This window comes from Bradyrhizobium sp. cir1, assembly GCF_014198245.1.
Classification (GTDB): domain Bacteria; phylum Pseudomonadota; class Alphaproteobacteria; order Rhizobiales; family Xanthobacteraceae; genus Bradyrhizobium.
Genome location: NZ_JACIHE010000029.1, coordinates 38,121 through 50,270, shown reverse-complemented (window position 1 = coordinate 50,270; position 12,150 = coordinate 38,121). Strand labels below are relative to the sequence as shown.

The 12,150-nt window shown below is 65.4% G+C and carries 12 protein-coding genes; 5 read left to right on the top strand and 7 right to left on the bottom strand.

Annotated elements, in window-relative coordinates; all coding sequences use genetic code 11:
* Positions 1–19 precede the first annotated feature (19 nt).
* The 3 genes from GGD63_RS34900 to GGD63_RS34890 all read left to right on the top strand — a co-directional run bounded on the left by GGD63_RS34900 (position 20) and on the right by GGD63_RS34890 (position 2,374).
* The gene (locus GGD63_RS34900; RefSeq protein ID WP_183249060.1) at positions 20–487 is read left to right on the top strand and encodes a PH domain-containing protein; all 468 of its coding nucleotides are present in this window, start codon (positions 20–22) and stop codon (positions 485–487) included.
* Positions 488–501: 14 nt separating this feature from the next.
* Positions 502–1,272: a bifunctional 2-polyprenyl-6-hydroxyphenol methylase/3-demethylubiquinol 3-O-methyltransferase UbiG gene (ubiG, locus tag GGD63_RS34895; protein WP_183249058.1), complete on the top strand. Its 771-nt coding sequence runs from the start codon at positions 502–504 to the stop codon at positions 1,270–1,272.
* Positions 1,273–1,474: 202 nt separating this feature from the next.
* Positions 1,475–2,374 (top strand): EamA family transporter, encoded by a 900-nt coding sequence (locus tag GGD63_RS34890; protein ID WP_183249056.1) that lies wholly within the window; start codon positions 1,475–1,477, stop codon positions 2,372–2,374.
* Here the strand turns inward: GGD63_RS34890 and GGD63_RS34885 are convergent.
* Genes GGD63_RS34885 through GGD63_RS34870 form a run of 4 tightly spaced genes read right to left on the bottom strand, consistent with a single transcriptional unit; the run spans position 2,371 to position 4,845 of the window.
* The gene (locus GGD63_RS34885; protein WP_183249054.1) at positions 2,371–2,853 is read right to left on the bottom strand and encodes a DUF1178 family protein; all 483 of its coding nucleotides are present in this window, start codon (positions 2,851–2,853) and stop codon (positions 2,371–2,373) included. The two genes, GGD63_RS34890 and GGD63_RS34885, sit on opposite strands and share 4 nt — an antisense overlap.
* Entirely contained in the window at positions 2,850–3,728 is an 879-nt protein-coding gene (locus GGD63_RS34880; RefSeq protein ID WP_183249051.1) for a carbon-nitrogen hydrolase family protein, read from the bottom strand. Before GGD63_RS34880 ends, GGD63_RS34885 begins: the two co-directional genes overlap by 4 nt.
* Positions 3,725–4,000, bottom strand: coding sequence for a glutaredoxin 3 (grxC, locus tag GGD63_RS34875; RefSeq protein ID WP_183249109.1), 276 nt, complete (start codon positions 3,998–4,000; stop codon positions 3,725–3,727). Before grxC ends, GGD63_RS34880 begins: the two co-directional genes overlap by 4 nt.
* Before the next feature lie 47 nt (positions 4,001–4,047).
* On the bottom strand, positions 4,048–4,845 hold the full coding sequence (locus tag GGD63_RS34870; RefSeq protein WP_183249049.1) for a ComF family protein: 798 nt from the start codon (positions 4,843–4,845) through the stop codon (positions 4,048–4,050).
* A gap of 64 nt (positions 4,846–4,909) precedes the next feature.
* Between GGD63_RS34870 and GGD63_RS34865 the strand changes: the two genes are divergently transcribed.
* Positions 4,910–5,764 (top strand): methyltransferase domain-containing protein, encoded by an 855-nt coding sequence (locus GGD63_RS34865; protein ID WP_183249106.1) that lies wholly within the window; start codon positions 4,910–4,912, stop codon positions 5,762–5,764.
* A gap of 121 nt (positions 5,765–5,885) precedes the next feature.
* Here GGD63_RS34865 and mutT read toward each other — a convergent pair whose 3' ends face one another.
* The 3 genes from mutT to GGD63_RS34850 form a co-directional block, all read right to left on the bottom strand.
* Positions 5,886–6,296: an 8-oxo-dGTP diphosphatase MutT gene (gene mutT, locus GGD63_RS34860; protein WP_183249047.1), complete on the bottom strand. Its 411-nt coding sequence runs from the start codon at positions 6,294–6,296 to the stop codon at positions 5,886–5,888.
* Positions 6,297–6,300: 4 nt separating this feature from the next.
* Positions 6,301–7,542, bottom strand: coding sequence for a bifunctional glutamate N-acetyltransferase/amino-acid acetyltransferase ArgJ (gene argJ / locus GGD63_RS34855; protein ID WP_183249045.1), 1,242 nt, complete (start codon positions 7,540–7,542; stop codon positions 6,301–6,303).
* Positions 7,543–7,672: 130 nt separating this feature from the next.
* Positions 7,673–8,587, bottom strand: a complete 915-nt coding sequence (locus tag GGD63_RS34850) for a peptidylprolyl isomerase (RefSeq protein ID WP_183249043.1) — start codon at positions 8,585–8,587, stop codon at positions 7,673–7,675.
* Positions 8,588–8,939: 352 nt separating this feature from the next.
* Here GGD63_RS34850 and secA point away from each other — a divergent pair, with 352 nt between their 5' ends.
* Complete coding sequence (gene secA / locus GGD63_RS34845; protein ID WP_183249041.1) at positions 8,940–11,780, top strand: preprotein translocase subunit SecA; 2,841 nt, start codon at positions 8,940–8,942, stop codon at positions 11,778–11,780.
* Positions 11,781–12,150: the final 370 nt, after the last annotated feature.

Here is a 12,150-nt window from a genome sequence, read left to right as displayed (position 1 = left end):
GAGTGGGTTAACCGAGATCATGGCGCGCTATATCGACGAGATCCTGCAGCCGGGCGAGCGGGTGCTGTATTCGACCAATGCGCACTGGATCTTCTATTTCCCGGCGATTGTGGCCTGGATCGTGGCGCTGGTCCTGTTCCTCCTGTCCCGGCAGGCCACCGCCGAGGGGCTTGTTTTGCTTTGCCTCGTCGCTGCGGGCCTCGTGGCTCTGGCGGCGTTGTATTGGACCCTCAAGGGCTGGTTCCATCGCTTCACCACCGAGACGGACGTCACCAACTTGCGGGTCGTGCACAAGACCGGCTTCATCAAACGCCGCACCTTCGAGATGGCGCTGGACAAGGTCGAGAGCGTCGATGTCGATCAGACCATCCTTGGACGTATTCTCAACTACGGCGACGTGACGATTCGCGGCGTCGGCGAGGGGATCGAGACGATCAAGACCATCGCCTCGCCGCTCGCCTTCCGTAGTTCGATCACCACGCGGTAGGACCGCGCGTAACCATGAGCATGCAGCAAAATACTTCAACCGCCACCGCCCAGCCGGGCTCGACCGTCGATGCCGCCGAGATCGCGAAATTTTCGAAGCTCTCGGCGGAGTGGTGGGACCCCAAGGGCAAGATGGCGCCGCTGCACCGGATCAACCCGCTGCGGCTCGGCTATATCCGCGACGCCGCCTGCCGCAAGTTCGAGCGCAACGTGCGCAGCCTCAACTGCCTCGGCGGCCTGCGCGTGCTCGACATCGGCTGCGGCGCCGGCCTGCTCTGCGAGCCGCTGGCGCGGCTGGGCGCGCAGGTCATCGGCGTCGATCCCTCGGTGAGCAACATCGCAGCGGCGAAGCTGCATGCCGACAAGAGCCATCTATCGATCGACTATCGCTGCACCACGGTGGAGGAGATCGACCCGCGCGAGCGCTTCGACATCGTGTTGGCGATGGAGGTGGTCGAGCACGTCACCGACGTCGGCATGTTCCTGAAGCGCTGCGCCTCAATGCTGAAGCCGAACGGGTTGATGGTGGTCTCGACGCTGAACCGGAACTGGAAGAGCTTCGCGCTCGCCATCGTCGGCGCCGAATACGTCCTGCGCTGGCTGCCGCGCGGCACGCATGAGTGGAACAAGTTCGTCACGCCCGACGAACTGACCAAATATCTCCTCGACAACCGCCTCGTCATCACCGAGCAGACCGGCGTCGTCTACTCACCCTTCGCGGACAAATGGACCCTCTCGTCGGATATGGACGTGAACTACATGGTGGTGGCGGAGGGAATGGTGTGAGGGGACGCAGCTTGTAGGGCTCCGCTGCCAGTCTTCGCCAAGCTACTCTCTGGGGTAATGGGTCCTGGATCTGCGCTTCGCTTGTCCAGGACGACGGCGGTGTTTGTAGCGAGAGCATCGCTCCCATGACATCCCCCCGGTTGACCGCGCGGGTTGCAGCTTGCACGTTGGTCGCGAATTCTTTCCTGCCCAACCCACCCCCATGCTCACCGTCACCAGCCTCTGGATTCCCTTCACCGTCATTGCTGCGCTCGGCCAGGTCGTGCGCAATGCGATGCAGCGGTCGCTGACGAAGCCGCTGGGGACCTGGGGCGCGACCAATATCCGCTTCCTGTTCGGCTTCCCGTTCTCGCTGCTGTTCCTCGGCGCGGTGCTGGTCGCGACCGGCGATCACATCGGCATGCCGCCGGCCGTGTTCTGGCCGTGGTTGCTGCTCGGGGCGCTCAGCCAGATCGTCGCGACCGGCTTGATGCTGCTCGCGATGAACGACCGCTCCTTCGTGGTGACCACGGCCTACCTCAAGACCGAGGCGATCCAGACCGCGATCTTCGGCTTCGTCTTCCTCGGCGATCATCTGACCTGGTTGAAGGTGCTGGCGATCGTGATCGCGACCGTCGGTGTCGTCATCACCGCGCTCCGGCCCGGCGGCGAGAAGGGCTTTGTCGAGCTGAAGCCGACCATCACCGGTCTCGTCGCCGCGGCGGCGTTCGCGCTCTCCGCGGTCGGCTTTCGTGGCGCCATCATCACCGTGCCGAACGTGTCGTTCGTGACGGCCTCGTCCTTCACGCTGGTGCTCGGCCTGTTCGTGCAGACGCTGGTGCTGACGATCTACCTGCTCTGGCGCGCGCCGGACATATTGCGGGGAATCCTCGGACTATGGCGGCCATCGATGCTCGCGGGCTTCACGGGCGCCTTCGCCTCGCAGTTCTGGTTCCTGGCCTTCGCGCTGACGGCGGCCGCCAATGTCCGCACGCTCGCGCTGATCGAGGTGCTGTTCGCGCAAGGCGTGGCCTACTACTCGTTCAAGCAGCCGATCGCGCCGCGCGAGGTCCTTGGTATCGCGCTGATCGTGATCGGCGTGGCGGTGCTGGTGGGAGCCTAATTCCTATCTTCCGGCAGCGTCGGCAGCGGAGAGACCTCGATGCCTTCGTCGATCAGCGACTTCGCCTCTTCCGGCGAAGCCTCGCCGTAGATCGGGCGGTGCTCCTTGTCGCCGTAATGCATTGCGCGGGCTTCGTTCGGAAAACGCTCGCCGACATTGTCGGCGTTCTTGACGATGTGATCGCGCAGTTCTTTCAGCTTGGCGCGCAGCTCGCGCTCCTGCGCCATCAGCAGCGAGGTCGGTCCTGACGACGCAGCCTCGGGCGCGGTCGCGGCCGCGGCCTCCGGCGGCGGCGTCGCGCGCCCGCGGCCCTTCTTGCCGACGATGCGCGGCGCCATGATCGCCTTCTCGACCTTTGCCGAGCCGCAGATCGGGCAGGTTACGAGCTTGCGCTTCACCTGCGAATCATAGGCCGACGAGCTCTGGAACCAACTTTCGAAGGCGTGATTGCGGTCGCAGTGGAGCGCGTAGCGGATCATGCCGATCCCCGTACGAGGTGCAGATGATCCGGCCCGGCCTTGGGGTCGGCGACACCGAAGCGGCGGCCGTGCTGGAGCGACGGAACCGCGCGGCGCGCGGTCTCGACCTTGGCCGGGTCGATCTTTGCCATGATGATGCCGGGCTCGACGTCGCCTTCTGCGAGGATCTCGCCCCAGGGATCGATGATCAGCGAGTGACCATAGGTCTCGCGCTTGTTCTCGTGGGTGCCTGCCTGCGCCGCGGCAAAGATGAAGCACCCGGTCTCGATCGCGCGTGAGCGCAGCAGCACGTGCCAATGCGCTTCGCCGGTCTTGCGGGTAAAGGCGGAGGGCACGGTGATGAAGTAGGCGCCGCTCTCGGCCAGCGCGCGGTACAGCGCGGGGAAGCGCACGTCGTAGCAGATCGTCAGCCCGACCCGGCCCCAGGGCAGGTCGGAGATCACGGCGGTCTCGCCCGGCTGGTAATTGGCGGATTCGCGATAGCTCTCGCCGTCCGGCAGCTCGATGTCGAACATGTGGATCTTATCGTAGCTCGCGAGCACGTCGCCCTCGGGCCCGATCAGGAAGGAGCGGTTCACCGCTTTCTCTTCGGAGAAGCGCAGTGCCAGCGAGCCGACATGGATGTGGATTTTCAGCTCCGCCGCCAGCGCGCGGTACGCCTTCAGCGAGGCGTCATCCTCTTCGCTCTGCAGATGCTCGAACAGCGCCTTGCGGTTCAGCTGCATCATGTTGCTGACTTCGGGCGTCTGCACGTAATCGGCGCCGCCCGCCGCGGCCTGCCGGATCAACCTGGTGGCTTGCGCGAGGCTGGGCTCCGGCATCAGGCCGGTGCGCATCTGCACCATGGCGGCGGTGAAGGTCCTGTTGTCGCTCATGACACCGCCTTCACGCTTTCGAGCAGGCCGTCGAGCTTGCCTTCGCGGTCGAGCGCGTAGAGGTCGTCGCAGCCGCCGACATGGGCGCCGCCGATCCAGATCTGCGGGAAGGTCGAGCCCTCGCCGACGCGGCCGTACATCTCCTGGCGCCAGGACGGGTTCTTGGCGACGTCGAACTCGGTGAAGGTCGCTTTCTTGCGGGTCAGCAGCGACTTGGCGGCGGAACAATAGCCGCAGCCCGGCCTGGTGTAGATTTCGACAGCAACAGTCATCTCGTCTGGCGCTTTCATGTCATGAATTCATTGAATTATATGGGACTTCACCTGACCTCCACAACCCGGGCGAACACCAGCACGTCGACCTGGGTTGCCTTGGCGCGCAGCAGGGCGCGCGCGCAGGCATCCAATGTCGCACCTGAGGTCAGGACGTCGTCGATCAGGACGATGCGCCGGCCCTGGACTTCGGCCTGACGGTCGGGAGATACCTGGAATGCGCCCTGCACATTGGTGGCGCGCTGGGCCCGCGACAGGCCGATCTGCTGCTCGGTGGCACGGACCCGCCGCAGCACGTCGCCTCGCACCTTGACCCCGCTCTGCCGTTCGATGATGCGTGCCAGCGCTCCGGACTGGTTGTAGCGGCGGCGCCAGGCACGCCGCCAATGCAGGGGCACCGGCACCAGCATGTCGGCGCCCGTCAGCAGCTCGCTGCCTGCGCGCGCCATCCAGCGCCCCATGGCCGGCGCCAGATCGGTGCGGTCCTGATACTTCAGCGCATGCACCAGCGTGCGCGCGACATCGTCATAGCGCACCGCCGCGCGCGCCCGCTGGTAGGCCGGCGGGCTCGCGATCGCCTCCATCGACAGCATGTCGGGACCGGGATCATAGACGAAGGGAATGCCGAGCCGCGGGCAATAGGGCCGTTCGATGAACGACAGCCGCGCCCAGCACGCCGCACAGACGCCCTCGCCATCGACCGGCTCGCGGCAGGACACGCACAGCGTCGGCAGCGCGATGTCGAGGGCGAGCCGTGCCGCATGCGCCAGCGCATGGCGGCCCGCGGCCCATGCGGCTCGCAGCGGTGCAGAGGTGGAACGGGAAGGGGCAGTGTCGGCTTCCATGAGAAGAGGCTAGCGCTGCACGCAGCGGATTGCCAGAACCGTGGAGATCGGCGTAACCAGCGGCATGGCCCAGAACCCGCAATCCCCGCCCGCCCTGTTTGATCGTGCCTTGCTGCATGCGCGGCAGCAGCGTGCGCGGGTGCAAGGTGCCGCGAGCTTCCTGCTCGATCGGGTCGCCGAGGACATGTCCGACCGGTTGGCAGCGGTGACGCGGGAGTTTCACGCGCCTGCCGATCTCTGGACGCCCGGCGAAGGTCTCGCGGCCCTACGTACACGGCTTCCCTCCATCGAACGGATCGCGCTCGACGCGGCCGGCGCGGAAAAACTGCCCTTCGCACCCGAAAGCCTCGACCTCGTCGTCTCGGCGCTGGCGCTGCAGTTCGTCAACGATCTGCCCGGCGTGCTGGCGCAAATCCGCCGTGCGCTCAAACCGGATGGCTTGCTGCTTGCCGCGATGATCGGCGGCGACAGCCTGACCGAGCTACGGCAGGCGTTTGCCGCGGCGGAAGCTGAATGCGAGGGCGGTGTGTCGCCGCGCGTCGCGCCGTTCGCGGACCTCCGCGACATCGGCGCGCTGCTGCAGCGGGCTGGCTTTGCGCTGCCGGTGACCGATGTCGACCGCGTCGTGGTGCGCTATGGCAATGCGTTCGCGCTGATGCAGGATCTTCGCCGCATGGGTGCGGCCAACGTGCTGATCGAACGGCGGCGTACACCGACGCGCCGCGCGACGCTGTTGCGGATGGCCGAAATCTACGCGGAGCGCTTTGCCGATGCCGACGGCCGCATCCGTGCGACGTTCGACATCGTCTGGCTCTCGGGCTGGGCGCCGCATGCGAGCCAGCAGCAGCCGCTCAAGCCGGGGTCGGCGAAAGCGAGCTTGGCGGAGGCGGTGAAGAAGGCGGGGGAGACGGAATCCTAGCACCGCTGTCATTCCGGGGCGCGCGATAGCGCGAACCCGGAATCTCGAGATTCTCAGGAGCGCAATTGCGCTCCATAGTTCGCGCTCTCGCGCGCCCCGGAATGACGATGCAAGGGCATCGTCACATCAGCAAATCAATCAAATGCGGGATCAGCGGAATGTCCGCGGGCGGCATCGGGTAGTCGCGCAGCTTGTTGGCGCGGACCCAGGCGAGGTTCTGGCCTTCGCGTGCGGTGACCATCCCCTCCCAGCGCCGGCAGATGTAGAGCGGCATCAACAGGTGGAAGGTCTCATAGTCGTAGCTGGCGAAGGTCAGCGGTGCCAGGCACGGCTCGGCAACGGTAATGCCGAGCTCCTCATGGAGCTCGCGGATCAGGCTCTGCTCCGGCCGTTCGCCCGGCTCGAGCTTGCCGCCGGGGAATTCCCAGAGACCGGCCAGCGCCTTGCCCTCGGGGCGCTGCGCGATCAGGACGCGCTTGTCGGCGTCGACTAGCGCGCAGGCTACCACCAATGTCAGTTTGAGATCGGCCATTCAGCTACGACCTGTAATCCCCGTTGATCGCCACATATTCCTTGGTGAGGTCGCAGGTCATGACGCGGTCGCGGCCCTTGCCGAGGCCGAGCGAGACCAGAATCGCGATCTCCGGCGCCTTCATCGCCTCCGACACCTGGGCCTCGTCATAAGACGGATCGCGCGCGCCGCTCTTGGCGACGCGGATGCCGTTGAAGGAGATCGAGAGCTTGTCGCGATCGGCCGGCTCGCCGGCCTTGCCGACGGCCATCACCACGCGGCCCCAATTGGCGTCCTCGCCGGCGATCGCGGTCTTCACCAGCGGCGAGTTCGCGATCGACATCGCGATCTTGCGCGCCGAGGCCTTGGTCCTGGCGCCCTCGACGGTGATCTCGACCAGCTTGCGCGCGCCTTCGCCGTCGCGGGCGACCTGCTCGGCGAGATTGGCGAGCACCTGGTTGAATGCCTTGACGAAGGCCTTCAGGCGCGGATCGCTGGCGCGGCTGATTTTTGGCGCGCCGTGCTCCGCCGCGGCGCCGGTCGCGAACGCCAAGAGCGTGTCCGACGTCGAGGTGTCGCCATCGATCGTCACCGCGTTAAAGGTGTCCTCGACGCCGCTCTTGAGCAGGGCCTGCAGCGCGGCGGGCGCGATCGGCGCGTCGGTGAAGATGAAGGACAGCATCGTCGCCATATCGGGTGCGATCATGCCGGCGCCCTTGGCCATGCCGTTGATGGTGACCTTGGCCTTGCCGAGCTTGACGGTCGCGGTCGCGACCTTCGGGAAGGTGTCGGTGGTCATGATCGCCTTGGCCGCGGCGAGATAGTCGCCCGGCTCGGCGGTCTCGGCCAGACGGCCCAGCACGCCGTCGAACTTGGTCGCGTCCAGCGGCTCCCCGATTACGCCGGTCGAGGCCAGGAAGATTTCGCCCTCGCTGCAGCCGACGGCCTTGGCCGCGATCTTCGCGGTCAGCGCGGTGGAGGCGCGGCCGGTCTTGCCGGTGAAGGCGTTGGCGTTGCCGGAATTGACCACCAGCGCACGCGCCTTGCCGCCCTTCAGCTTGGCGCGGCACCATTCGACCGGCGCCGACGGGCATTTCGACTTGGTGAAGACGCCGGCCACCGCGGTGCCCTTGTCCATCACCGCGAGCAGCACGTCGGTGCGGTTCTTGTAGCGGATGCCGGCCTCGGCCGTCGCAAGGCGGATGCCCGCGATCACGGGCATGTCGGGAACGTGTTTCGGGGCGAGCGGGGAGACGGCTGAGGACATCGTGGGGGCGCCTTGGTGGGTCTGGATATGCAGATGGCCGGGCCATCAAGTGCGAAGACGTGCTTCGCACTTTAGGCCCGGCCATTGTGACGTTAGATACTATTGGCGTCCGAGAAGTGACAGCGAATTCTTACTTCTTCGCCGGCGGCGCCATCTTGCTGTCGGAGGGCTTGGCCGCGTCAGCCGGCTTGGCGTCCGCCGCCGGCTGGTCCAGCCGCTCGACCTTGGCTTCGGCGCGCAGCTTGGCGACGTAGTCGGCCTGGGCCTTGCGGGTGACGTAGTTCTCGATCTGGGCCTTGACCTGCTCGAAGTCCGGCGCCTTGCGGCTGCGCTTTTCCTCGACCTTGATGATGTGCCAGCCGAACTGCGACTTCACGGGGTCGGAGATCTTGCCCGGCTCGAGCGCGAACGCCACGGCCGAGAATTCCGGCACCATCTGCTCCTTGGTGAAGAAGCCGAGGTCACCGCCGTCGGCAGAGCCCGGATCCTTGGACTTCTTCTTGGCGAGCTCGGCGAAATCGGCGCCCTTGTCGAGCTCGGCCTTCACCGCCTTGGCCTCGTCCTCGGTCTCGACCAGGATGTGGCGGGCGCGCACCTCCTGTTCGCCGGTGATCTGCTTGGAGGCCTCCTCATAGACCTTCTTCATCGCGTCCGGGGTGGTGGCGGCCTTGCCCTCATTGGCAAGCAGGCTGTCCATCAGCAGGCGGTTGCGGGCGAACGCCAGGCGCTTCTTGAACTCCTCGCTGTCGGCAACCTTCTTGTCCTCGGCGGCCTTGGACACGATTTTCATGTCGATCAGGAACGACAGGACGTTCTCGTCCTTGGTCGCCGGGTCCATCTGGGCGAGGCTCGGCCCGAGTTCCTCCTCGGCCATGGCGACGTCGCTCTTCTTGATTTCAGCGCCGTTGACCTTGGCGAGCACCGGATCGTCGGCAGCCCGGAGCGGCCCGGCGAACGCCAGGGTCAGCGCCAGAGCAAGGCAGCCGGCCAGGGCGGAGGCATGGCGGAAGCGCTGGCCGGTGGTTGCCGGGAACGAGGTGGTCATGGAAAATCCTTTTGTTGAAGCAGGGGGCTGCTCGAGCGGGGCGGACACTCGCCCAATCAGGGGGGCTTGGCAACGCGAAAAGTCTGTCAAAATGATGAATTAGCGGCAAGGCACCCGCCGTTGACAAGGCCCTGACCGGGCCATATCTGTGCCCGATCGCGTCCATGGCGATGGCGTTTATTTTGCTGCGTTTTTGGCCGTTGAACCCAGACTTGCCCAATTCCCACCCATATGGCGGATGACCCCCGCAGTCCGGGCTCTGGCGCCATCAGGCGTCACGGTGAGTTGATAGGCAGACGGGTGACAACTTCTTGGCTGCAACGCGGTTAAATCGCGAACACAGGAACTAGGCATGATCGGCGCGCTCGCCCGCAAGTTTTTCGGCTCCGCCAACGACCGGCGGGTGAAGGGATACCAGTCCCGCGTCAACGCGATCAACGCGCTGGAGCCCGAGCTCATCAAGCTCTCCGACGACGAGCTCAAGGCCCGCACCGCCGACTTCAGGAAGCAGCTTGCCGAGGGCAAGACCCTCGATGACCTCTTGGTGCCCGCCTTCGCCACGGTGCGCGAGGCCGCCAAGCGCACGCTCGGCCAGCGCCATTTCGACGTCCAGCTGATCGGCGGCATGGTGCTGCACGAGGGCGACATCGCCGAGATGAAGACCGGCGAAGGCAAGACGCTGGTCGCGACCCTCGCGGTCTACCTCAACGCGCTCGCCGGCAAGGGCGTCCACGTCGTCACCGTCAACGACTACCTCGCCCGCCGCGACTCCGGCTGGATGGGCCAGATCTACGGCTTCCTCGGCATGACCACCGGCGTGATCGTGCACGGTCTCGACGATGCCGAGCGCAAGGCCGCCTATGCCTGCGACATCACCTACGGCACCAACAACGAATACGGCTTCGATTATCTGCGCGACAACATGAAGTACCGGCTCGAGGACATGGTCCAGCGGCCGCACTTCTTCGCCATCGTCGACGAGGTCGACTCCATCCTGATCGACGAAGCGCGCACCCCACTGATCATCTCCGGACCGCTCGACGACCGCTCCGACTTCTACAACACCATCGACGGCTTCCTGCCCAAGCTCGACAAGACCGACTACGAGGTCGACGAGAAGCAGCGCACGGTGACGCTGACCGAAGCCGGCATGGAGAAGATCGAGACGCTGCTGCGCGATGCCGGCCAGCTCAAGGGCGAGTCGCTCTACGACGTCGAGAACGTCTCCGTCGTGCACCACATCAACCAGGCGCTGCGCGCGCACACGCTGTTCACCCGCGACAAGGACTACATCGTCCGCGACGACGAGGTCGTCATCATCGACGAGTTCACCGGACGCATGATGCCGGGCCGGCGCTATTCGGAGGGCCTGCACCAGGCGCTGGAAGCCAAGGAGCACGTCCAGGTCCAGCCCGAGAACCAGACGCTGGCCTCGATCACCTTCCAGAACTACTTCCGCATGTACGAGAAGCTGGCGGGCATGACCGGTACGGCCGCGACCGAAGCGGACGAACTGTTCGACATCTACAAGCTCGAGGTCGTGGAGATCCCGACCAATCTGGCGATCGCGCGCCTCGACGAGGACGACGAGGTCTATCGCACCCAGAAGGAAAAATACGCCGCCATCCTCGCCGAGATCGAGCGCGCCAATGCGCGGCTGCAGCCGGTGCTGGTCGGCACCGCCTCGATCGAGAAGTCGGAAGTGCTCGCCGAGTTCCTGAAGCAGAACGGTTACAAGCAGATCGATTTCGGCAAGGAGAATGCGCTCGACAAGCTCTATGCCGCCGCCCGCGCCGGCAAACCGTCAAAGCTGTTCGCGGTGCTGAACGCGCGCTTCCACGAGCAGGAAGCCTATATCGTGGCGGAAGCCGGCGTGCCCGGTGCGATCACGATCGCGACCAACATGGCCGGCCGCGGTACCGACATCAAGCTCGGCGGCTCGCTGGAGATGCGTCTCCAGCAGGAGACGGCCAGCATCACCGACGAGGCCGAGAAGGCGAAGAAGATCGAGCAGATCAAGGCCGACATCGCCCATTTCCGCGACATCGTGCTGAAGGCCGAGGAGACCGTCGAGATCGAGCCGGCTAAGGGCAGTAAGCCCGCCAAGACCGTGAAGAAGCCGGGCGGCCTCTACATCATCGGCTCCGAGCGCCACGAATCCCGCCGCATCGACAACCAGCTGCGCGGCCGTTCCGGCCGTCAGGGCGACCCCGGCCGCTCAAAATTCTTCCTGTCGCTGGAAGACGATCTGATGCGCATCTTCGGCTCGGATCGCCTCGACAGCATGCTCCAGCGTCTCGGCCTGCAAGAGGGCGAGGCCATCATCCATCCCTGGATCAACAAGGCGCTCGAAAAGGCGCAGCAGAAGGTCGAAGCCCGCAACTTCGACATCCGCAAGAACCTGCTCAAGTTCGACAACGTCCAGAACGACCAGCGCAAGGTGATCTTCGACCAGCGCGTCGACCTGATGAAGGACGACAGCGTCGCCGAGACCGTCACCGACATGCGCCACGCCTTCATCGACGACCTCGTCGCCAAGCACGTGCCCGAGCATGCCTATGCCGAGCAGTGGGACGTCGCCGGCCTGAAGGACGAGTTGAAGCGCGTGCTCGATCTCGACCTGCCGGTCGACGACTGGGCCAAGGAAGAGGGCATCGCCGACGAGGAGCTGCTCACGCGCATCGAGACCAAGGCTGACGAGCACATGGCGGCCAAGGTCGCGCAATGGGGTCCCGACGTGATGCGTTACGTCGAGAAGACCATTCTGCTGCAGACGCTCGACCATCTCTGGCGCGAGCATTTGATCATGCTCGACCATCTGCGCCAGGTCATCGGCCTGCGCGGCTACGGCCAGCGCGATCCCTTGCAGGAGTACAAGACCGAGGCCTTCAACCTCTTCCAGGAGATGAGCGCTCATCTGCGCGAGGCCGTCACCGCGCAGCTGATGCGCGTCGAGATCGTCCCGCCAGAGCAGGAAGCCCCGATGCTGCCCGCAATGGAAGCGCACAAGTTCGACCCGAATACCGGCGAGGACGAGATGGCGCTCGCCAGTGTCACGCTCGGGGCTCAGGCCACCGACGCGGCACTGCGCGATCCCAAGAACCCCGCGAGCTGGGGCAAGGTCGGCCGCAACGAGGACTGCCCGTGCGGCTCAGGCAAGAAGTACAAGCATTGCCACGGGAAGTATGCTTAGCGGCTAGGCTTCGCTGCAGTGCGCGTGTGAGGCCCGACGTCGGCGCCTCACTCTCCACTGTCGTCGCTGACGCTTCGCCGGCCCAACACTGAAGGGCCCGGCGAAGCCTTGGCGTAGCCGGGACCGGGCGACCCAGTACGCTGCGGCTTCGCGGTTCAACAACGACTGTCTCTGGAATACTGGATCGCCCGATTAAATCGGGCGATGACACTGAGTGTGCGGTGCAGGTTATCCCCACATCGTCGTCCTGGCGAAAGCCAGGACCCATTACCCCAAGGCGGAGTTGTCGCGCGAAGCTGGCGACCGCGAGTCTTCGTCAAACCAAATGCGGTGGTAATGGGTCCTGGATCTGCGCTCCGCTCGCGACAAC

Bases quoted from the DNA above. Each gene is read 5' to 3' on its own strand.
- GGD63_RS34900 (WP_183249060.1), top strand. From the start codon at position 20: ATGGCGCGCTATATCGACGAGATCCTGCAGCCGGGCGAGCGGGTGCTG.
- ubiG (WP_183249058.1), top strand. From the start codon at position 502: ATGAGCATGCAGCAAAATACTTCAACCGCCACCGCCCAGCCGGGCTCG.
- GGD63_RS34890 (WP_183249056.1), top strand. From the start codon at position 1,475: ATGCTCACCGTCACCAGCCTCTGGATTCCCTTCACCGTCATTGCTGCG.
- GGD63_RS34885 (WP_183249054.1), bottom strand. From the start codon at position 2,853: ATGATCCGCTACGCGCTCCACTGCGACCGCAATCACGCCTTCGAAAGT.
- GGD63_RS34880 (WP_183249051.1), bottom strand. From the start codon at position 3,728: ATGAGCGACAACAGGACCTTCACCGCCGCCATGGTGCAGATGCGCACC.
- grxC (WP_183249109.1), bottom strand. From the start codon at position 4,000: ATGACTGTTGCTGTCGAAATCTACACCAGGCCGGGCTGCGGCTATTGT.
- GGD63_RS34870 (WP_183249049.1), bottom strand. From the start codon at position 4,845: ATGGAAGCCGACACTGCCCCTTCCCGTTCCACCTCTGCACCGCTGCGA.
- GGD63_RS34865 (WP_183249106.1), top strand. From the start codon at position 4,910: ATGGCCCAGAACCCGCAATCCCCGCCCGCCCTGTTTGATCGTGCCTTG.
- mutT (WP_183249047.1), bottom strand. From the start codon at position 6,296: ATGGCCGATCTCAAACTGACATTGGTGGTAGCCTGCGCGCTAGTCGAC.
- argJ (WP_183249045.1), bottom strand. From the start codon at position 7,542: ATGTCCTCAGCCGTCTCCCCGCTCGCCCCGAAACACGTTCCCGACATG.
- GGD63_RS34850 (WP_183249043.1), bottom strand. From the start codon at position 8,587: ATGACCACCTCGTTCCCGGCAACCACCGGCCAGCGCTTCCGCCATGCC.
- secA (WP_183249041.1), top strand. From the start codon at position 8,940: ATGATCGGCGCGCTCGCCCGCAAGTTTTTCGGCTCCGCCAACGACCGG.